Raw genomic sequence first — 18,827 nt, forward strand, 5'->3', positions numbered from 1 at the left:
GATTCAATATTATGCCGCGTCGCCATCTCGATATCGAAGCCCTCCGTGCCCTGGCCTGCATCGTCGATAGCGCCAGCTTTTCGGCGGCGGCCCAGCAACTGGGGCGGACCCAGTCCGCGATCAGCCTGCAGATCAAGCGGCTGGAGCAGACGGTCGGGCAAACGCTGCTGCGTCGGGTGCAGGGGCGGGTCGATGGGCCCACCGCCGAGGGCGCCAGCCTGCTGGCTTACGCCCGGCAGATCCTGCGCCTGAACGACGAGGCATACGCAACGGTGGCGCAGGACGCGGCGCCCGGCACGCTACGTATTGGTCTGCCCGAGGAGCTGATGGAAAGCGTCTTCCCGGCCGTGATGCCGCAATTCCAGTCGCTTTATCCGCGCCTGCGCCTCTTCGTGCAGGCCGATACCGCAGCCGCCGTGCGCCAGTCGCTGGCAGCCGGCGGGCTCGATGTCGCGCTCTACAAGCACTGCGGCGAGGCGATGCCGGGCAGCAGCGAGGTGCTTTGGCAGGAACCCTTGCGCTGGATGGCCGGCGCGGCGTATCGCGACAGTCCGGTCACGCTCGACGGCGTGATGCCGCTTGCCCTGTTCGGCGAAAACTGTGTTTTCCGGCTGGCCGTGACGGTGGCGCTGGCCCAGGCCGAATGGCCGTGGGTGTTGCAGTATTCCGGCAGCAGCACGACGGGACTTTGTCATGCCGTGCGCTGCGGTCTCGGTCTGACTGTCTTGCCCTGCAGCCTGCTGGCCGCCGGCATGGCCGATGTGACCCGGTTCGACGGGCGTAGCCTGCCCGCCTTGCCGCCCGCCCGTCTGCTGGCCGAATATGCGCCGGGCACGGTGACGGCCGCGGCGCGGCGTTTCGTGGCGATGGTCGCCGAGGTCAAGGCGTCCCGGATGGCGGGCTGATCGCCGGTTTTGCCTCATTCCTGCGGTCGACCGGGCAAAACAGGCAAAAACTGAACTGCCGGGTTGCCCCGGCAGTTTTCCTGCGTCGAGCCGTGAATGCCTTAAACGCGGAGCAGGGCCTTGATCAGGCGCTCGGACAGCTGGTCTTCGGTGAATTGCGGCTCGTTGGGCGGGTAGAGCGAATTTTCTTCGATGGTGAAGCCGTTCTCCTGGGCCAGGGCGCGCAGTTCCTTGATCTTCTGGCAGGCGAGGAGTTGCTCTTTGAGCGCCGGGTCGGCTTTGGCTTTATCGGAAAAGGCCTTGATGGGGACAATCGACATCTGTTTCTCCTGGGTACGGTTGTTGTGAAAACGGGGAAGGGCTTCAGGCGGGGTAATCGATGACGGCCGGCTCGTCGCTGCCGTCGTCAATCACGGCTTGGGCGAGACGGCCATCCGGGTGGTAGCGGTAGTCGTGGCGGAATTCCGCCTCGCCATAGACGATTTTTTCGCAACTGAGCATTTGCCCGGCCGCGTCGAAGCTGCCGCGGAAGTAGGTGTTGCGGTTGCGCATGTCGTCCGCCGCCAGTTCGCCGACCAGCTTGAGGGGCAACTTGGCGCCGCTGTAGCTGGTGAAGTAACGGGCGGCAGTGGTGTTTTCCGGCATGATGTTCTCGCAGGGTGAAAGGTTGGCCGGAAAACCTGGGGTCGCACTGTCGTCTTTCCGACAAAAGCGCGGCATTTTTCCGGCCCGTCGGGGTGGTAAGCAATTACGAGGCCAAACAGCGCGCGCCGCTTGGGGCAAAATAGCTGCAAGGAGGTGTGTCATGGTTGCGAAAGGTCTGGTGGACAAGTTGCGCTCGATGATCGGTTCGGGCGCCGAGCGCGTGGCGCTGACGGCCCGCGGTTTGGAATCCTTGCGGGTGCAGTTGCGTGAATGCGCCGACGGGCAGGGCGGCGAAGTCTCGGCCCGAGGGCGGGCGGCGCGGCTGGCCGAGACTTATTTGAGCCTGAACGACGAAGGCCGGCATCGTTTCCTGAGATTGATCGCGCTCGAGTTCGGGCCGAACCCGGACAAGGTGGCGACGGCCCATGCCGCGTACCAGAAGGCAGTCGGCACGGCCGAGCAATGGAAGACCGAGGCCGCGCTGCGCGGCGCCATGCGCTCGTCGCGCATCCGCATCCTGACCCAGTTCAACGCCATCCCACAGGGCGTCAAATTCCTGGTCGACCTGCGCGCCGACCTGCTGCGCTATCTGGAGCAGGACCGCGAACTGGCGGTGCTCGACCGCGAGCTGGAATCCCGGCTCTCGGCCTGGTTCGATGTCGGCTTTCTCGAACTGCAGCGCCTGACCTGGAACTCGCCGGCCGCGCTGCTCGAAAAGCTGATCGAATACGAGGCGGTGCACGAGATCCGCTCGTGGACTGACCTGAAGAACCGGCTCGACTCGGACCGCCGGCTCTACGCTTTTTTCCACCCGCGCATGCCGGCCGAGCCGTTGATCTTCGTCGAGGTGGCGCTGACCGACCATCTGGCCGGCAACGTGCAGGACCTGCTCGACGAGCAGGCGCCGGTCTTCGACCACCGCAAGGCCGATACCGCCATTTTCTATTCCATTTCAAACACCCAGGTCGGCTTGCGCGGGGTGTCCTTCGGCAATTTCCTGCTCAAGCGGGTGATCGACGACCTGAAGCGCGACTTCCCGAAACTGGTCTACTTCGCCACCTTGTCGCCGATGCCGGGCCTCGCCGCCTGGGTGCGCAAGCATCCGCAGGCGCTCGACGAGGCCGAGGTCCCCTTGCCGCTCGACGAACTGAGCACCGGCACCTGGGCCGCCGACCGCAAGCTGGCGCGGGCCTTGAATGGCCCGCTCAACCGGCTGGCGGCGACCTATCTGTCCAGTGCCAAGCAGGGCGGCGGCGACAGTGGGGCGCCGTTCGATCCGGTGTCGCGCTTCCATCTCGGCAACGGAGCACGGGTCGAGCGCCTCAATTTCCTGGCTGACAGTTCCGCCAAGGGGTTCCGGCAATCGTTCGGTATGATGGTCAATTACCTGTACAGCCTCGACGATATCGAGACTAATCTGGAGGCCTTCGCCAGTAGCGGCAATATAGCGATGTCGGCCAGCGTGCGGCGACTGGCGCGGAAGAAGTAAATGTTTTTACTCGTCTGTGTCAGGATGGGAAAGGTGAACGAATTTTTGTTTGCTGCTCATGAAAATGTATCGCTTGTGTTTGCCGGGTAATTGTTGATAATGCGTCGTCGATTGAGTTTTTATCACTTATACCAAAAACAATGATTTTTCAGCGTCTCCTGGCTGTCTGCTTGGCTCTGCTCCTGACTTTTGGAGGGGCTTTGGCCATGGCGGAGGCGCCGACGCTCAAGGTGGCGGTTCTCGATGATTCGCCGCCGTTGGGGTACCGCGACGGGAATGGTCAACTAACCGGCTTCAGCATTTCGGTAATGCGGGCCCTGTGCGCAGAAATAGCGATGCACTGCGAATTCGAAACCCGCCGCCTGGAACATCTGATCGACGACCTGGCGGCCGGCCACTTCGATGTGGCCGCCATCGGCCTGCTCAATACGCCTGAAAGGCGGCAGCGAATTGTCTTCAGCAAGCCGGTCTACCGCTCGCTGACCCTGCTTTTTGCGAAACCCGGCGTCAAGCCGGGGCAGCCGGGCGTGCGCGTCTCCACCTTCAAGGGCTCGGCGCAGGAGCGTTATATCAAGTCACAGGGCTGGGATTTTGTCGGGGCGCAAACCGATCTCGAAATCATCGAGCAATTGCGAGCTGGCATTACGCAGGCTTGCATCGTGCCGCTGATGACCAGCTTGAACATGCAGCGCAGCCCGAAATTTCTGCAACTTGACTTTGAAATGAGTGTGCTGACGATACCTGAACTCGATACCAATGCCTCTTTCGGTATCTCGCCCAAGCGTCCCGAGCTCAAGACGGTGCTCGACAAGGCGCTGGAGCGGATCAAACTGAACGGCACTTACGACCGCATCAATTCGCAGTTCCTGCCCTTCCGCGTCGATTGAGCCGGGCTGCCGGCGCTGTGGCACACGGCGAACTCGTCGCCGGGTGGTGCATCTGTTAAGATTCGCCCTGATTTTTCAGGCTTTCTTCCTTGTCTTCCCTCCCCGATATATTTTCCCCCGACGGGCCGCTGGCCCGCGCCATTGGCGGCTATCGCGTCCGCGAACAGCAGGTCGACATGGCCGAGCGCATTGCCGCGGCCATCAACAGTCAGTCGGTCTTCATCGCCGAGGCCGGCACCGGCACGGGCAAGACCTTCGCCTACCTGGTGCCGGCGCTGAAATCCGGTGGCAAGGTAATCGTCTCGACCGGCACCAAGACCCTGCAGGACCAGCTATTCAACAAGGACCTGCCGATGGTGCGCGACGCGCTGAAGGCGCCGGTCAAGATCGCGCTGTTGAAGGGGCGGGCCAACTACGTCTGTCCCTACCATCTCGAACGGGCCATCGTCGATGGCCGTTTCCTGACCCGCGAGGATGCCGCCGACGCCCGCCGCATCTCGGTCTTCGCCAAGGTCACGCACACCGGCGACAAGGCGGAGTGCCTGGAGGTCTCGGAGTCGTCGCCGGTCTGGAACCATGCCACTTCGACGCGGGAAAACTGTCTCGGCCAGGACTGTCCGGACTACAAGGAATGTTTCGTCATGCAGGCCCGCCGCGAAGCGATGGCGGCCGATCTGGTGGTGGTCAATCACCACCTGTTCTTTGCCGACGTCATGCTGCGCGACGAAGGCATGGCCGAACTGCTGCCGGCCTGCAATACGGTGATCTTCGACGAAGCCCACCAGTTGCCGGAAGTGGCGACGCTGTTCTTCGGCGACAGCATTTCCACGGCGCAGATCCTCGATCTCGCCCGTGATGCCCGGGCCGAAGGCCTGACCAGCGCCCGCGACTGTCTCGACCTGCCGGAAGCCAGCAAGCGTCTCGAAAAGCTTGCCAAGGACCTGCGCCTGACCGTCGGCCTCGATGCCGGGCGCTTCTCCTACGGTCAACTGGCCGAAAAGCCCGATTTTGCCCCGGCCGTCAAGGCACTGGAGGAGGAGGTCGGCGCCTTCGCCGCCATTCTCGAAACCCAGGCCGAGCGAGCCGAAGGGTTGGAGAAGTGCTGGCAGCGCGCGCTCGAATTGCAGCAGCGCCTGAGCCACTGGCAAAAGATCGCCGATGACGGCTACGTGCGCTGGGCCGAAGCCTTCAGCCAGTCGCTGCAGTTGAACTCGACGCCGCTCAGCGTCGCCGACATTTTCCGCAAGCAGATGGGCGGCCATCCGCGAGCCTGGATTTTCACCTCGGCGACCTTGGCCGTGCAGGGCAAGTTCCACCATTACTGTGCCGAACTCGGCCTCGGCGATCCGGAATCGGCCTGCTGGCACAGCCCCTTCGATTACGGCAAGCAGGCCATGCTCTACGCGCCGCTCGGCATGCCGGAGCCGAATTCCTTCGGCTATACCGAGGCTGTCGTCGAGGCTGCCTTCCCGGCCGTGGTTGCGTCCGGCGGCGGCGCCTTCTTCCTGTGCACCAGCCTGCGTGCCATGCGCCGCACGCATGAACTGCTCAAGGAGCGGCTGGAAAGCGGCGGCCATGAAATGCCGCTACTGCTGCAGGGCGAGGGCAGCAAGAATGAACTGCTCGAACGTTTCCGCCGCCTCGGCAATGCCATCTTGGTCGGCAGCCAGAGCTTCTGGGAAGGGGTCGACGTGCGCGGCGAGGCGCTGTCGTTGGTCGTCATCGACAAGATTCCCTTCGCACCGCCCGACGATCCGGTGCTGTCGGCCCGCATCGAGCAGATGAAGCAGCAGGGCCGTAACGCCTTCATCGAATACCAGCTGCCGCGAGCCGTGATCAACGTCAAGCAGGGCGCCGGCCGGTTGATTCGCGACGAGAGCGATACCGGCGTGCTGATGATCTGCGATCCACGACTTCTATCAAAGCCTTACGGCCGCCGGGTGTGGCAAAGTCTGCCGCCAATGAAACGGACCAAGGAGCTGAAGGACGTGCTCGATTTCTTTGCCGGCCGGAACGGCCATGTTTAACCCGCGTGCCCTGAGCGAGGCGCTGGCGGCGGGCGGCGACCTCGATCCGGCGGCGCTGGCCGCCTCGCATCCCTCGCTGTTTTCGTATGCCGAACTGCACTTGCCTGAGGCCACGCTGCATGCCATCGCCGAGCTGGTCGCCGCCATCGAATCGGTCGTTGCCCTGGCGGCCTACCAGCAGCGCGTGCTGGCCTGGGCGCCGGCCGCGGCGCAGCAGGCGATGGCGGCACGCAGCGTCTTCTTCGGTTACGACTTCCATCTGGCGGGCGACGGTCCAAGGCTGATCGAAATCAACACCAACGCCGGCGGTGGCATGCTCAATAGCCGCCTGCTGATGGCGCATGGCCAGGATGAGGCGGCAACGCGCATCGAGCAGGCCTTTGTTGAGATGTTCCGCCAAGAGTGGCGGCTGATGCGCGGTGATGTGCCGTTGCAACGCATCGCCATCGTCGATGAAAATCCGGGCCAGCAATATCTGGCGCCCGAGTTCGAGCTCTTTCGCCAGCTTTTCGAGCGCCACGGCATTGCCGCCGTGGTCGCCGATCCGGCTGAACTGACGCGCGATGGCAACCGCCTGCTGCATCGGGGCGAGGTGGTCGACCTGATCTACAATCGGCTGACCGATTTTGCGCTCGATGCTGCGGTCAACGCCGATTTGCGGACCGTTTTCGCGGCCGATGGCGTCGTCGTCACGCCGCATCCGCGCGCCCATGCGCTGTATGCCGACAAGCGCAACCTGATCCTGCTCTCGGATGCCGCCGCGCTGGCCGAACTCGGCGTCCCGGAAGCCACCCGGCAGACCCTGCTGGCCGGCATTCCGCGTACGGTGGCGGTGGCGGCAGCCGATGGCGAGCGCTTCTGGAGCGAGCGCAAGCGGTGGTTCTTCAAGCCGGCCGCCGGTTTCGGCAGTCGCGCCGCCTATCGCGGCGACAAGCTGACCAAGCGCGTCTTCGAGGAGATCCTGCAGGGCGGCTACATCGCCCAGGAAATCGTGCCGCCCTCCGAGCATAACGTGCTGGTGGACGATGAAATGCAGGCGATGAAGGCCGATATCCGCGCCTATGTCTATCTGGGCGCGGTCCAGCTCTTCTCGGCCCGGCTCTACCAGGGGCAAACGACCAATTTCCGGACGCCGGGTGGTGGCTTTGCCCCGGTCTTCGCGGCCTGAAAGCGTAAAATCCGCCCATGAAAGTATTCGGTATCGCCGGCTATTCCGGCTCCGGCAAGACCACCTTGCTGGAAAAACTGATTCCCCAGATCACCGCTCGGGGCCTCCGGGTCTCGGTGATCAAGCACGCCCACCACGGCTTCGACATCGACCGCCCGGGCAAGGATTCCTACCGCCACCGGGAAGCCGGGGCGAGCGAAGTGCTGCTCTCCTGTAACGACCGCTGGGCCTTGATGCACGAGCGGCGCGACGAAGGCGAAGTGTCGCTGAACGAATTGCTGTCCCGGCTGGCGCCCTGCGATCTGGTGCTGATCGAGGGCTTCAAGCAGGAACCCGTGCCCAAGCTGGAAGTCTATCGACCGGAGAATGGCAAGCCGCCGCTCTTTCCCGCGCGCAGCGACATCGTTGCCATCGCCAGCGATGCCCAGCTGGCCACCGATTTGCCGATATTGCCCTTGAACGACATCGCGGCGATTGCCGACTTTGTGATGAACCATCTTGAATTTCAGGAACGCTGATGCTGAGTTTTGAACAAGCCCTGGAAAAACTGCTCGCTGCCGCCAAGCCGGTCGAGGAAGTCCGCGCCCAGCCGCTGACCGCCGCCGCCGGCCGCGTTTTGGCCGTCGCCCAGCAGTCCACCGTCGCCGTGCCGCCGCTCGACAATTCGGCAATGGACGGTTACGCCGTTCGCCTCGCCGACATTCCCGCCGCTGGCGTCTGCCTGCCGGTCAGCCAGCGCATTCCGGCCGGCACGGTCGGCACGCCGCTGCAGCCGGGTACCGCCGCCCGCATCTTCACCGGAGCGCCGGTGCCGGCTGGCGCCGACGCGGTGATCATGCAGGAACGCTGCGAGCATGGCGAGGCTGGCGTCGTCATCAACTACGTGCCGCGCCTGGGCGAGAACATCCGCCGGGCCGGTGAGGACATCGCCGTTGGCGCCGAGATCCTCAAGCCGGGCATCAAGCTGCGGCCGCAGGACATCGCGCTCGCCGCCTCGGCCGGTCTGCCGGAGCTGCCGGTCTATCGCCGGCTGCGGGTCGGCGTCTTCTTCACCGGCGACGAACTGGTCCAGCCGGGCGAGCCGCTGCCGCCAGGCGCTATCTACAACTCCAATCGCTACGCGCTGCGTGCGCTGCTCGAAGGCCTGGGCTGCGAAGTGCGCGATCTCGGCACCGTGCCGGACAATCTCGAATCGACCCGCGAGGCTCTGCGCAAGGCGGCGGCCGATAACGACCTGATCGTCACCAGCGGTGGCGTTTCGGTCGGCGAGGAAGATCACGTCAAGCCGGCGGTCGAAGCCGAAGGCCAGCTCGATATGTGGAAGATCGCCATCAAGCCCGGCAAGCCGCTGGCTTTTGGCGAAGTTCGTCGCACTGCCGACAACGGCGGCGGCAAGGCATGGTTCATCGGTCTGCCCGGCAACCCGGTCTCGGCCATCGTCACCTTCCTGATCATGGTCCGGCCGTTCGTGCTGCGCCTGCAGGGGGTGAGCAACGTGACGCCGCGCTGCTTCAACCTGCGTGCCGATTTCGATTGGCTGCGCCCGGATGTTCGCGCCGAGTTCCTGCGTGGCCGGCTGAACGAGCAGGGCGGTGTCGACTTGTACCCGAACCAGGGCGCCGGCGTCGTTACCTCGCTATGCTGGGGCGACGGCCTGGTTCTCAACAAGCCGGGGCTGGCCATCAACAAGGGCGACAGCATCAGCTTCGTGCCCTATGCGGAGTTGCTGTCGTGAGCGTGAAGATTCTCTATTTCGCCGGCCTCAAGGAAGCGCTCGGCCTGGCCGGCGAATCGGTCGACCTGCCGGCCGGCGTGACGACCGTCGGCGCCCTGCGCGACTGGCTGGTCGAACAAGGCCGCGACAAACTGGCGACAGCGAAGAATCTGCGCTGCGCCGTCAATCAGGACATGGCCGGCCTCGATGCCGCCGTCCGGGAAGGCGACGAGATCGCCTTCTTCCCGCCGGTCACCGGCGGTTAACTAGGAAAAACAATGGCAATTCAATGGTATCCCGGCCACATGACCTCGGCCCGCAAAAAGGCCGCCGAGACGCTGGCCATGGCCGATGTCGTGGTCGAGGTGCTCGACGCCCGCCTGCCGGCCGCATCCAGCAATCCGATGATTCATGAGCTGCGCAGCTTTCGCCAGCGCCCATGTCTGAAGCTGCTGAACAAGGCCGATCTGGCCGACCCAGCGGCGACCAAGGCCTGGATGGAATATTTCGAGCAGCAGCCCGGCGTCAAGGCGGTGGCGATTTCCTGCAAGAAGGCGAGCGACGTGGCGCGTGTTCCGTCGCTGGCCCAGAAATTGGCGCCGCATCGCTGCGATGCGGTCAAGCCGCTGCGCCTGATGATCATGGGCATCCCCAACGTCGGCAAATCGACGTTGATGAATGCCCTGGTCAAGAAGAAGGTGGCGGCGGTCGGCGACCAGCCGGCGGTGACCAAGAGCCAGCAGCGCATCGACATCAGCTCGCGGCTGACCATCTACGATACGCCGGGCATGCTGTGGCCGAAGATCGACCACCCGATCGACGGCCTGATGCTGGCCGCCAGCCATGCAGTCGGCGTCAATGCCTACATCGACGAAGAGGTGGCGACCTTTCTCGCCGGCTTCCTGCTCGATAGCTACCCGGCCTTGCTCAGTGCGCGCTACGGCTTCGCCACCGAAGGCATGGATGCGGTGGCGGTGATCGAGGCGGTGGCCAAGAAGCGCGGCTGCCTGATGAAAGGGCGGGGCGGCGAGTTCGACCTCGAAAAGGCGGCTGCCATCCTGCTGACCGATTACCGGACCGGGGCGCTCGGCCGGATCACGCTCGAGACCCCGGTTTTGCGCACGGCACGAGCCAAACAGCTGGCCGAAACGCCGGCGGTCGACCTCGAAAACGACTGATTTTTCGACACATTAAAATTTATATGCGCCGCGAAACACAGAGTACTAGGCGTTTCGCAAAGTTGTGTATATAATTCGCGCCCTGTTGGTGACGCGCAAGCGATCACTGCTTAGTTCCTCGATAGCTCAGTCGGTAGAGCGCCGGACTGTTAATCCGTAGGTCCCTGGTTCGAGCCCAGGTCGGGGAGCCAAAAAGCCACTGTTTCAGGTCACAACCTTCTGAATCGGCTGTCTTAGTTGTGCCCATGTGGCTCAGTGGTAGAGCACTCCCTTGGTAAGGGAGAGGTCGGCAGTTCGATCCTGCCCATGGGCACCACACCATTTTCCGAAAGCGCCGTGTTGATCAAGGCGCCTTGCCGGAGTGGTTGGGAGTTTTTCTCCCGCTAATTCCTCTAGTTCGAATGATTGCCGCTTGTCGTCCGGCAAGCCTTGGCGTGTTCTTTCCCGCTTCGTGAAATAGTTCGCTGACAGTTCGGCAGTGCCTGTCTAAGGTAGGCGCATGGTGCATTCCAACCGCTGAAAGGAGCGCCGCCATGTCAGCTTTGAGCCAGACCACCCTGAAGGCGCTTGCCGTCTCGGCCAACGCCGCAGCCGTGTATCTCGATGCCTACGATGCCGGGAAGCAGGATGGGCCACTCGACCCTAGCTACTACCGGGCCTGTGGTGAGCTGTTAATGAATATTTTCTCGCTGGTCGATGCGACCAATGCCTTCCCGCGCTTATTGAAGCAATCGGCCGCCGCCCGCGAACTGGCGGAATCCGTGCAAATTGCCCAGCGCCTGGAAATCAGCCGGGAGAAGTTTTACCCCCGGCTGGTCGCACTACTCAATCGTGCTGCGGCATGACGAGACGAGCGTCAGACGCGTAGCAGCGCAATCTTCAGTGGCGGCTGGCCGTCATGACTGGGGAAATCCTCTTCCGGTGCGATCCACTCCAGTTCACGAACCGTGCGCCCGGCTTTCTTGGCACAGCGCAGCAGTTGCTCGCCCCAGGTGTCGCGCGAAATCTGGGCGGCGTTGTTGCAGCAGATCAGCGTGCCGCCTTCGACGGTGCAGGCCAGCGCCAGCTTCATCAGTGCCGCATAGTCGTTGACGATATCGACGACGCCGAAGGCACTCTTGGCGTGACGCGGCGGATCGAGGAAGACGACATCGAAGGCCCGTTGATCGAGCTTCGGGAAGGCCGGCATGCGCTTGCCGCGGACCATGGCGGCCTGGCCGAGGCCGGCCAGTTGGCGCATGGCGGCAAAGGCATCGCTCTGGACGAAACGCAGGCGGATCGGTAGTTCGTTCAGGCGCGCATTTTCCTTGCCGACGCGCAGGTTCGATTCGGCAAAATCGACATTGACGACATGCGCCGCGCCGGCTTTGGCTGCCGCGACGCCGACGCCGCAGGTGTAGGCGAAGAGGTTGAGCAGCGATTTGCCGACCGCCTCCTGCATGACGCGGCGGCGACCGGCGCGCATGTCGAGAAAGAGCCACGGGTCCTGGCCGCTGTGGCGGCCCTGGACGGCGTAGCGGACGCCCATTTCGTTGAATTCGCGCGGCTTGTTGGCTTCGGCCAGCACTTCGGGCGGCAGCGGGTTGCAGATCCGCGAATTGGCCCGGCTGCGGTCGTTATAGACGGCGACCAGGCCGGGCATCGCTACGCGGTAGAACTCTTCGATGGCCGCCCGGTCGTGACCGTCGATAGGTTCGTGGAAAGTCTGAATCAGCAGCAGGTCGCCATAGCGGTCGACGGTCAGGCCGGGTTCGTTTTCGGTGCTGCCGTTGAACAGGCGATAGGCGTTGGTGTCTTCGGCGTGCAGGCGCTCGATCAGTGCCTGGCGGGCGGTGAGGGCGGCTTGCAGGTGCGCGGTGAGTTGCGTGGTGGGCATGGAGTTTCCGGTAGGGTGGCAGCGATCGCCGCGGGAGAGACCGCCGGAAAGCCGAGGCGACGTATTTTACCGGACTGGCTCCGCGCCCGGGGGATTAAGGGCCGGCCACAGGCGCCAATGACCGCAGGCTGAACGGGCGCGTCGCTCCGAACCATCCCAGCCGCCGCCGTCGCAAAGGCCGGTGCTGGTTTCGCTGTCGATTGCCACGGTGGCCGGTTCGCTACCCGGCTGCCGCTGACCACGCCAGCGCTCGCAACTGGCGCAACGCTTGCGGTCGACGGCCTGATTCAGCAAGTTTTCGCGGCGCGGCAGGCGGCAATGCTTTGGGCTGCCGGGACGACCGGGCCACCATTGGCGATCCAGTCCTTGATGCCGCTCTTGACGTTATAGACACGGCTGTAGCCGGCCTGTTGCGAGAGAAACTGGCTGACCGGCTTGGTCCGGTTGCCGGTGCGGCAGATGACGATGACCGGCTCGTCCGGCTTGGCGATCGGCTTGACCTTTTCCAGCCAGGCCGCCGCATCGTGCCGGCCTCGCTCATCGAAGAAGGTGAGCAGCTTGCTGCCGCTGACGATGCCGGTTTCTTCCCATTCCGATTGCAGGCGGATATCGATGACGGGAACGCCGCTTTTGACCAGTGTGTCGAGTTCGGCATTGTCGATGTTGATGACCTCGGCGTGGGCGATCAGGGGGCCGAGACAGAGGCAGAGGGAGAGCAGCAGGTGGCGCATGGCAAACCTCGTCAATCAGAGAGTGCTAATTATAGGGGCGGCTGGCCGACTTGCGTGCTGCGGCCCGGGGGCTCCTGTTATTAAGTCGGACAATATCGAGCCGGCGTGGTTCGGGGGAACTGCCGATTGCTGGCCCGCCCCAGGTGTTCGGCATGGGATAATCCGCGCTTTTTTCAGGGACTGGCATGGCGCTCAAATCGACTATCTTCAAGGTGGAATTGCAATTGGCCGACCTTGATCGTTCGCACTTTGGCGAGTACACGCTGACTATCGCCCGCCATCCCTCCGAAAACGACCAGCGGATGATGGTCCGCCTGCTTGCCTTCGCGCTGTTTGCCTCGGAAAGCCTGGCTTTTGGCCGGGGCCTGTCGAGCGAGGACGAGGCCGATCTGGCCGATGTCGACCTGACCGGGGCCATCGAGCGCTGGATCGATGTCGGTCTGCCGGATGAGCGCAATATCCGGCGCGCCTGCGGCCGGGCCAAGGAAGTCGTCGTGCTCGCCTACGGTGGGCGAGCCGCCGAAATCTGGTGGCAGCAGACGGCCGGCAAGGTGGCCGGGCAGAAAAACCTAACGGTACTGGCCTTGCCGCCGGCCGAATCGCAGGCGCTGGCTGCCCTGGCGGCGCGCAATATGCGTCTGCAATGCACGATTCAGGATGGCGTGGTCTGGCTGGGAGGCGACGATCAGCATGTCGAACTGGTGCCGCAGGTTCTGTTTTCACCCGAGGAACGATAGAATCACCGCATATTCCCGTGTCCTGAGCGGGGCGGTTTTTTCCATCCTTCATGAGGTAAGGCAGCATGTCAGATCAAGATGATAACGAAACACAAGGCGTTGTTTTCGGGGTGCTGGCCGCCGTCGTTTTGGGCGTGATTGCGCTAGTTTCCGGCGTCGCAATATGGAAAACGGCGCAGACCTCGCAGCCGGCCGCCATCGTCGCCGAGGCCGAGGTTGCGCCGGTTGGCGAGGCGCTGGCCAAGGTTTACTTCGCGGTCGGTGAGGCCAAGCTGAATGCCGCAGACAAGGCCGTCGTTGGCCAAACGCTGGCGGCACTGGCGGCCAAGCCGCAAGCCATTGTGCTGCTTTCCGGCTTCCACGATCCTTCTGGCGATCCGGCGCGCAATGCCGAACTGGCCAAGGCCCGGGCGCAGGCCGTGCGCGATGCGCTGGTTGGCGGTGGTGTGGCGGTGGAACGCATCAAGTTTCGTAAGCCGGAATCGACGCTGGGCAGCGGCAGCCCGGAAGAGGGGCGACGGGTCGAGATTCGAGTCCAGTAAGTGGCGGTCTGTCCGGCCTCAAGGCGAGCTGCGGCTCGCCTTTTTCATGGCTAGTGGCGAATCAGGTTCCAGATCAGTTCGACGCCATCAACCAGCAGGTCGCCGACCTCGAGATCTTCGATGCGGCCTTGCCGTTTTTCACGCTGGTAGCGTGATTTTTCCCGTTCGCGCATGACAATGGCGTCGCCGAGCGCTTCGACATCGCGGGTCGTTCGCCTGACTTCCGCCTGCTGAAAACGGGCCAATGCCTGCTCGACGGCTGTCGGGTCAAGGATGGCGATCGGTGAGCGGCAGTGGCCACAGGCATGCTCTCTCCTGATGTCCACCGGTGCGCCGCAACCGTTGCAGCGGATGGTGCCGACCTTGACCGCCAGTTCATCGATTTCGGCTGCGCTCAATTGGCGGACGAAACCCTTCTCGATCATGAACTGGGCAAAGGTCGTGAAGCGTCCGTGTTTTTGCAGGCAGCGGTGGTAGTTGAACTGGCCGCCGTGCTTGGCAACGTCCAGCCCGTGCAACAGTTTCTCGGTGCAGCGCGGGCAACGCAGCGGATCGCTCAGGGGCAGGCGCTGGCCATCACGATGGGCGTGAATCAGCTTGAACAACTCGATGATGCCGCCCGGTGTGATCTGGACGCTTTCAAAGTCGTCGAACCAGATGCCCTGGCAGGGAAAGCAGAGGTCGAGCACGACCTCGCCATGCAGCAGGCGCTCGAAGCGCTGCTTGTGCATGGTCTGCCGGCAGGAAGGGCAGGCGGCGGGCTTCACGCCGGGCGAATGCTGCCGAGGTTGAGTTTGACGCCTTTCTTCATCTTGCCGATGACGTGCATTTCGCAGGCCTTGCAGTCGAACTTGAGGATCAGCTTTTCGCTGCCGTTGACCAGGGTCATCGGGTCCGGCTTCAGGTGCTTCACTTCCTTCGGGCACAGGTTGAAGCTGTAGCGCAGGCAGTGGCGGGTGATCATCAGCGAGACCATGCCTTTTTCCTGGTTCGCCTCGTAGGCCTCGGCGATCAGCTTGACGCCGTGCTTCTCGTAGAAGTGACGGGCCTTGGCATTGAAGACATTGCCGAGATAGGTCAGTTCGTCCTGCGGGTAGGGCACCGGGTCGGCGGCCGGTTCGGCGCGCGCTGGGCGCTGGTAGGCGGCGAGGCGGGCCGCTTCGAGTTGTTCGGTTGCCTCACGGCGCAGGGCGTTGATGGCGCTGACCGGCAGGAACCACGGCTGCGACAGTTGCAACTCGGCTGGCTCGGCGGCGAACAGCGTGTTGCCGAACTTGCCGAGGTTTTCCTGCAGCGTGCTCAGCGCCCGCTCGGTATTCTTGGCGATTTCCTTGCCGTGGGGCAGGTCGACCGCAGCACTCACGCCGTCTTCGTCGGTCAGCGTCAGCCGGAAGCCGTCGGTGGTTTCTGTCAGAACGGGGCGGATCGAAATGCGGCGGTCGGCCGATTCCTTTTCCAGCGAACGCTCGAATTCCTGGTCGCGATTGCGGAAGAGGGTGGCGCCTTCGGTCAGTTCCTCGGGAATTTCGGCCGGGAACAGCGTCGTGCCTTCGGCCCGGTTGATGCGCATGCCGACCACTTCGCCTTGGCCATCGTAGAAGCAGACGCCGTCGCCATTGTTGAAGGGTTTTTCGGCATCGACGGTAAAGAAGCCGTCGCCGATTTCACGCACGTTGCCGATGATCTCGCCGACGAAAGCCGGCGAATCGAAAGCGCCGATGTCGTCCTGGCGGCCACCGGCGAAATAGTCGGTGTAGCCGCGGTTGAAGGTCTTGTCGGGCTGCGGCGTGAAGGTATAGGTACTGCGCCCCGAGGAGGCGCGACTGAATTCCGGGTGCTGGGCGATGACGTCGTCGAGCAGCTTGCGGTAGTGCGCGGTGATGTTCTTGACGTAGCTGAGGTCCTTCAGCCGGCCCTCGATCTTGAAGGAACTGACGCCGGCCTGGGCCAGGGCCAGGATGTTCTCGGTCTGGTTGTTGTCCTTCATCGACAGCAGATGCTGGTCTTCGGTGATGGTCTTGCCCTTGTCGTCGACCAGCGTGTAGGGCAGGCGGCAGGCCTGCGAGCATTCGCCGCGATTGGCGCTGCGCCCGGTGTGGGCATGGCTGATGAAGCACTGGCCGGAGTAGGCGACGCACAGCGCGCCATGCACGAAGTATTCGAGGGCCAGTGTCGTCTGGCGGGCGATGGCGGCGACCTCGTCGATCGACAGTTCGCGGGCCAGCACCAGTTGCGAGAAACCGGCATCTTCAAGGAACTTGACCTTGGCGGCGTTGCGGTTGTCGGTCTGCGTACTGGCGTGCAACTGGATTGGCGGCAGGTCCAGTTCGAGCAGGCCCATGTCCTGGATGATCAGCGCATCGGCACCGGCTTCGTAGATTTTCCAGGCGAGTTGGCGGGCGTCTTCCAGTTCGTTGTCGTGCAGGATGGTGTTCAGTGCGACGAAAACCCGGGCGTTGTAGCGGTGCGCGAAGGCGCTCAGGCGGGCAATGTCGTCAATCGTGTTGCCGGCCCCGTAGCGGGCGCCGAAGGCGGGGCCGCCGATATAGACGGCGTCGGCGCCGTGCTTGATGGCTTCAATGCCGAAATCGGCGTTTTTGGCCGGGGCGAGCAGTTCGAGGGGATGTTGGGGTCGAGTCATGGCGAACTTAGTAGGTAAACCGCGGCGCAAGTTCCTCGATATTGAACTCGCGCAGGATGGCTTCGGCCCGTTCGCGGGCATTCTTGCGCGGATTGCCCCGCTTGCTGGCGATGATCAGTTCATTCTTCATCGAGTGTTCCCAACCGACCAGTTCGGTGACGGTCACGTCATAGCCGTGCGCTTCGAGCAACAGGCAGCGCAGCACATTGGTCAGATGGCTGCCCAGTTCGCGGGTGTGGATCGGGTGGCGCCACAGTTCCGAGAGCGCTGTCTTGCCTAGTGATTCATTCTTGCGGGCGCGCATCGTGGCAGCCACTTCAGCCTGGCAGCAGGGCACCAGCACGATATGCCTGGCCTGCTTGGTCAGCGCAAAATGGATGGCGTCGTCGGTCGCCGTGTTGCAGGCGTGCAGTGCGGTGACGACATCGATGCGCTCGGGCAGGGCGCTGGAGTGTGTTGATTCCTCGACCGTCACGTCGAGAAAGCTCATCCGGGCAAAGCCGAGTCGGTCGGCCAGTTGGCGCGATTTCTCGACCAGTTCCTTCCGCGTTTCGATACCGTAAATATGGCCTGTCTCTTTTTCCTTGAAAAACAGGTCATAGAGGATGAAGCCCAGATACGACTTGCCGGCACCGTGGTCGGCCAGGCTTTGCGCCTCGGCGAGCAACGGTTCAATGAACTGGTACAGGTGGTAGACCTGCTTCAGCTTGCGACGGGTGTCCTGGTTGAGCTTGCCGTCGCGGGTCAGAATGTGCAGTTCCTTGAGCAGTTCGATGGATTGCCCAGGGCGGATTTCGGAAATGGCGACAGCGGGGTTTTGCTTTTTCATAGGGGATGGATTATCGCATTGGCGCAGCCGATACGGTGTGTTCGCCGCTGTGCGGTGCTCTGTCCGAAAGCTGCTGCTGCAAATTTTTTTCACCGAGCGTCGCCAACTCGCGACAGATCATTGATCTTCAAGCAGCGCTCGTTGATTTTAAGTTATTGAATACGCGTGGCTATTTTGTTTTTGGCACGCTCTTCGCAAAGTGTTGTTCAGGTTCGTCAAATTCGTGTCAACCGAACGCAGGCTGTGGCGTTATTCGGATCATGGTGATCCAACACCGAACTTCATACGGAGATACAAATGGGCAGTTTGAGCAACGAATCCTTTGAACAATTTCTGGATTCCCTGAAGAAAGCCGGCATTACGATTTCCAACGAAGCCGAACTGCGCGAGCGGCTGGCTGAAGCTCAACGTTGGCGTTTTGCCTTCCAGACGCTGGCTGCCAATGGCAAGGTCATCGGTATCAGCTTTGAAGACCATTCCGAAGGCCGCAACGAAGCTGAAATCAGCCGTGCGTTCAACGATTTCCAGTTTTCCGAAAAGACCAAGGCTGTTTTCTCGGCCAATCTGAAGCACTAAGAATTCCATAGCTTTTCTGCCCTTCGCGATGACGGCGGGCAAAAGAAGAACGGGTGCCAAGCGGCGCCCGTTTTGCTTTTCCTTCAGGCAGCTATTGTCAGCCAGCCAAGGAGCGAAGTTGCAGGCGTTGTAGATGCGTATATTTCAGCTTGCCGCTTTCTACTAGTTCCTTTAGAACCAATTTCAACTGGTTTTCCAGTGTTCCGTGCATTGCTTTCTCTGGCGAGGCGGCGATCATCGGAAGAAATACGATCCCAATCCAGGTGGTAATCGAGTCTTTGTTAGTCGAAGTGTTGATGAGGGTGCCCGCACTGTTCATCAGTTTTGCTTCCAGCGTGTAGTTGTCAGTTGCCGCCGCCGGAATCACGGTAAATGTCAGACCGCTGATGAAACCCGCTACTGCCGCCAGGCCCTCGTTGCCATGATTGTAGATGTCGAGGCGGATCACGTAGTCTGAACCGGTACGATCTTTTTCGTCAAAACTGTATTTCGAAAACAAGGCCGATTCGTTCAACGTGCGGCCTATTGTTTCGTTCATCTTGTCCTTGATAGGCAGGATCTCAAGTTGTGCCTTGCCAGGTTCGCCACGGAAAAAATGCGTGTCGACAAAGACCGATGGTTTTTGCGCATACCCCGAGACGTCCGGCAGTTTGCCGACTTCCGCAATCTCGTTGTTGCGGAACGAGGCGCAGCCGGAAAGAGTTAGTGCTGCACATGCCGCCAAAATGCAGGCGAATTTTCTGGATATCATTATTGCTCCCTTATGTTGTTGTTGGTGTTTTGTCAGAACTGACAAGCAATTCGGACAGTTTTCTATTGTATTGGCATTTTTCGCATGCTGGTGGTCGGAGGATGAAAAAAAGGGGCGCCGGTTGGCGCCCC

General features: G+C 62.3%; 21 protein-coding genes and 2 tRNA genes. 15 read left to right on the forward strand and 8 right to left on the reverse strand.

The window, feature by feature from the left end:
* The first annotated feature begins 11 nt into the window (after positions 1–11).
* The gene (locus GH663_RS07685; protein WP_153131053.1) at positions 12–905 is read left to right on the forward strand and encodes a LysR substrate-binding domain-containing protein; all 894 of its coding nucleotides are present in this window, start codon (positions 12–14) and stop codon (positions 903–905) included.
* A 101-nt stretch (positions 906–1,006) separates the two neighbouring features.
* Here GH663_RS07685 and GH663_RS07690 read toward each other — a convergent pair whose 3' ends face one another.
* Positions 1,007–1,225: a Nif11-like leader peptide family natural product precursor gene (locus tag GH663_RS07690; protein WP_066883576.1), complete on the reverse strand. Its 219-nt coding sequence runs from the start codon at positions 1,223–1,225 to the stop codon at positions 1,007–1,009.
* 43 nt (positions 1,226–1,268) lie between these two features.
* On the reverse strand, positions 1,269–1,550 hold the full coding sequence (locus GH663_RS07695) for a DUF6156 family protein (protein ID WP_153131054.1): 282 nt from the start codon (positions 1,548–1,550) through the stop codon (positions 1,269–1,271).
* A 160-nt stretch (positions 1,551–1,710) separates the two neighbouring features.
* On the opposite strand from GH663_RS07695, the gene GH663_RS07700 reads away from it, so the two are divergent.
* From GH663_RS07700 to GH663_RS07750, 11 genes are all read left to right on the forward strand, one after another.
* Positions 1,711–3,039, forward strand: a complete 1,329-nt coding sequence (locus tag GH663_RS07700) for a malonyl-CoA decarboxylase (RefSeq protein ID WP_153131055.1) — start codon at positions 1,711–1,713, stop codon at positions 3,037–3,039.
* Positions 3,040–3,245: 206 nt separating this feature from the next.
* Complete coding sequence (locus GH663_RS07705) at positions 3,246–3,926, forward strand: substrate-binding periplasmic protein (protein ID WP_170291366.1); 681 nt, start codon at positions 3,246–3,248, stop codon at positions 3,924–3,926.
* A gap of 89 nt (positions 3,927–4,015) precedes the next feature.
* Positions 4,016–5,953, forward strand: coding sequence for a DNA repair helicase YoaA (yoaA, locus tag GH663_RS07710; protein ID WP_246181524.1), 1,938 nt, complete (start codon positions 4,016–4,018; stop codon positions 5,951–5,953).
* A complete protein-coding gene (locus GH663_RS07715; RefSeq protein WP_246181525.1) occupies positions 5,946–7,121 on the forward strand; it encodes a hypothetical protein in 1,176 nt (391 codons plus the stop codon). The genes yoaA and GH663_RS07715 overlap by 8 nt, the downstream gene beginning before the upstream one ends.
* Before the next feature lie 17 nt (positions 7,122–7,138).
* Entirely contained in the window at positions 7,139–7,639 is a 501-nt protein-coding gene (gene mobB, locus GH663_RS07720) for a molybdopterin-guanine dinucleotide biosynthesis protein B (protein ID WP_153131057.1), read from the forward strand.
* Complete coding sequence (locus tag GH663_RS07725) at positions 7,639–8,856, forward strand: molybdopterin molybdotransferase MoeA (RefSeq protein WP_211371088.1); 1,218 nt, start codon at positions 7,639–7,641, stop codon at positions 8,854–8,856. The genes mobB and GH663_RS07725 overlap by 1 nt, the downstream gene beginning before the upstream one ends.
* On the forward strand, positions 8,853–9,101 hold the full coding sequence (gene moaD, locus GH663_RS07730; RefSeq protein WP_211371089.1) for a molybdopterin converting factor subunit 1: 249 nt from the start codon (positions 8,853–8,855) through the stop codon (positions 9,099–9,101). Before GH663_RS07725 ends, moaD begins: the two co-directional genes overlap by 4 nt.
* Positions 9,102–9,113: 12 nt before the next feature.
* Positions 9,114–10,013 (forward strand): ribosome biogenesis GTPase YlqF, encoded by a 900-nt coding sequence (gene ylqF, locus GH663_RS07735; RefSeq protein ID WP_153131060.1) that lies wholly within the window; start codon positions 9,114–9,116, stop codon positions 10,011–10,013.
* Positions 10,014–10,128: 115 nt separating this feature from the next.
* A tRNA-Asn gene (locus tag GH663_RS07740) sits at positions 10,129–10,204 on the forward strand.
* 50 nt (positions 10,205–10,254) lie between these two features.
* Positions 10,255–10,329 (forward strand) — tRNA-Thr (locus GH663_RS07745).
* Positions 10,330–10,546: 217 nt separating this feature from the next.
* The gene (locus GH663_RS07750) at positions 10,547–10,858 is read left to right on the forward strand and encodes a hypothetical protein (protein ID WP_153131061.1); all 312 of its coding nucleotides are present in this window, start codon (positions 10,547–10,549) and stop codon (positions 10,856–10,858) included.
* Positions 10,859–10,869: 11 nt separating this feature from the next.
* Here GH663_RS07750 and GH663_RS07755 read toward each other — a convergent pair whose 3' ends face one another.
* Positions 10,870–11,889 (reverse strand): class I SAM-dependent rRNA methyltransferase, encoded by a 1,020-nt coding sequence (locus tag GH663_RS07755; RefSeq protein ID WP_153131062.1) that lies wholly within the window; start codon positions 11,887–11,889, stop codon positions 10,870–10,872.
* A 287-nt stretch (positions 11,890–12,176) separates the two neighbouring features.
* Complete coding sequence (locus GH663_RS07760; protein ID WP_153131063.1) at positions 12,177–12,620, reverse strand: rhodanese-like domain-containing protein; 444 nt, start codon at positions 12,618–12,620, stop codon at positions 12,177–12,179.
* 185 nt (positions 12,621–12,805) lie between these two features.
* On the opposite strand from GH663_RS07760, the gene GH663_RS07765 reads away from it, so the two are divergent.
* Together GH663_RS07765 and GH663_RS07770 are read left to right on the forward strand one after the other, a co-directional pair.
* Positions 12,806–13,357, forward strand: coding sequence for a YaeQ family protein (locus tag GH663_RS07765; protein WP_153131064.1), 552 nt, complete (start codon positions 12,806–12,808; stop codon positions 13,355–13,357).
* A 65-nt stretch (positions 13,358–13,422) separates the two neighbouring features.
* Positions 13,423–13,899, forward strand: coding sequence for an OmpA family protein (locus GH663_RS07770; protein ID WP_153131065.1), 477 nt, complete (start codon positions 13,423–13,425; stop codon positions 13,897–13,899).
* 50 nt (positions 13,900–13,949) lie between these two features.
* Here the strand turns inward: GH663_RS07770 and GH663_RS07775 are convergent, their stop codons facing one another.
* From GH663_RS07775 to GH663_RS07785, 3 genes are read right to left on the reverse strand one after another with little or no spacing between them, the layout of a single operon-like run.
* Positions 13,950–14,666, reverse strand: a complete 717-nt coding sequence (locus GH663_RS07775) for a TFIIB-type zinc ribbon-containing protein (protein WP_153131066.1) — start codon at positions 14,664–14,666, stop codon at positions 13,950–13,952.
* Positions 14,663–16,540 (reverse strand): peptidase U32 family protein, encoded by a 1,878-nt coding sequence (locus GH663_RS07780; RefSeq protein WP_153131067.1) that lies wholly within the window; start codon positions 16,538–16,540, stop codon positions 14,663–14,665. The genes GH663_RS07775 and GH663_RS07780 overlap by 4 nt, the downstream gene beginning before the upstream one ends.
* 7 nt (positions 16,541–16,547) lie before the next feature.
* Positions 16,548–17,369: a class I SAM-dependent methyltransferase gene (locus tag GH663_RS07785; RefSeq protein ID WP_153131068.1), complete on the reverse strand. Its 822-nt coding sequence runs from the start codon at positions 17,367–17,369 to the stop codon at positions 16,548–16,550.
* Between the two features lie 297 nt (positions 17,370–17,666).
* Between GH663_RS07785 and GH663_RS07790 the strand changes: the two genes are divergently transcribed.
* On the forward strand, positions 17,667–17,945 hold the full coding sequence (locus GH663_RS07790; protein ID WP_153131069.1) for a PI-PLC domain-containing protein: 279 nt from the start codon (positions 17,667–17,669) through the stop codon (positions 17,943–17,945).
* 97 nt (positions 17,946–18,042) lie between these two features.
* On the opposite strand, the gene GH663_RS07795 is transcribed toward GH663_RS07790, so the two are convergent.
* Positions 18,043–18,696, reverse strand: coding sequence for a hypothetical protein (locus GH663_RS07795; protein ID WP_153131070.1), 654 nt, complete (start codon positions 18,694–18,696; stop codon positions 18,043–18,045).
* Positions 18,697–18,827 lie beyond the last annotated feature (131 nt).

The sequence above is a fragment of the Dechloromonas hortensis genome (assembly GCF_009469765.1).
In the GTDB taxonomy this organism is placed as follows: Bacteria; Pseudomonadota; Gammaproteobacteria; order Burkholderiales; family Rhodocyclaceae; genus Azonexus; species Azonexus hortensis.

Coding starts and splice junctions, on each gene's coding strand:
- GH663_RS07685 (WP_153131053.1), top strand. CDS start 12: ATGCCGCGTCGCCATCTCGATATCGAAGCCCTCCGTGCCCTGGCCTGC.
- GH663_RS07690 (WP_066883576.1), bottom strand. CDS start 1,225: ATGTCGATTGTCCCCATCAAGGCCTTTTCCGATAAAGCCAAAGCCGAC.
- GH663_RS07695 (WP_153131054.1), bottom strand. CDS start 1,550: ATGCCGGAAAACACCACTGCCGCCCGTTACTTCACCAGCTACAGCGGC.
- GH663_RS07700 (WP_153131055.1), top strand. CDS start 1,711: ATGGTTGCGAAAGGTCTGGTGGACAAGTTGCGCTCGATGATCGGTTCG.
- GH663_RS07705 (WP_170291366.1), top strand. CDS start 3,246: ATGGCGGAGGCGCCGACGCTCAAGGTGGCGGTTCTCGATGATTCGCCG.
- GH663_RS07715 (WP_246181525.1), top strand. CDS start 5,946: ATGTTTAACCCGCGTGCCCTGAGCGAGGCGCTGGCGGCGGGCGGCGAC.
- mobB (WP_153131057.1), top strand. CDS start 7,139: ATGAAAGTATTCGGTATCGCCGGCTATTCCGGCTCCGGCAAGACCACC.
- GH663_RS07725 (WP_211371088.1), top strand. CDS start 7,639: ATGCTGAGTTTTGAACAAGCCCTGGAAAAACTGCTCGCTGCCGCCAAG.
- ylqF (WP_153131060.1), top strand. CDS start 9,114: ATGGCAATTCAATGGTATCCCGGCCACATGACCTCGGCCCGCAAAAAG.
- GH663_RS07750 (WP_153131061.1), top strand. CDS start 10,547: ATGTCAGCTTTGAGCCAGACCACCCTGAAGGCGCTTGCCGTCTCGGCC.
- GH663_RS07755 (WP_153131062.1), bottom strand. CDS start 11,889: ATGCCCACCACGCAACTCACCGCGCACCTGCAAGCCGCCCTCACCGCC.
- GH663_RS07760 (WP_153131063.1), bottom strand. CDS start 12,620: ATGCGCCACCTGCTGCTCTCCCTCTGCCTCTGTCTCGGCCCCCTGATC.
- GH663_RS07765 (WP_153131064.1), top strand. CDS start 12,806: ATGGCGCTCAAATCGACTATCTTCAAGGTGGAATTGCAATTGGCCGAC.
- GH663_RS07770 (WP_153131065.1), top strand. CDS start 13,423: ATGTCAGATCAAGATGATAACGAAACACAAGGCGTTGTTTTCGGGGTG.
- GH663_RS07780 (WP_153131067.1), bottom strand. CDS start 16,540: ATGACTCGACCCCAACATCCCCTCGAACTGCTCGCCCCGGCCAAAAAC.
- GH663_RS07785 (WP_153131068.1), bottom strand. CDS start 17,369: ATGAAAAAGCAAAACCCCGCTGTCGCCATTTCCGAAATCCGCCCTGGG.
- GH663_RS07790 (WP_153131069.1), top strand. CDS start 17,667: ATGGGCAGTTTGAGCAACGAATCCTTTGAACAATTTCTGGATTCCCTG.
- GH663_RS07795 (WP_153131070.1), bottom strand. CDS start 18,696: ATGATATCCAGAAAATTCGCCTGCATTTTGGCGGCATGTGCAGCACTA.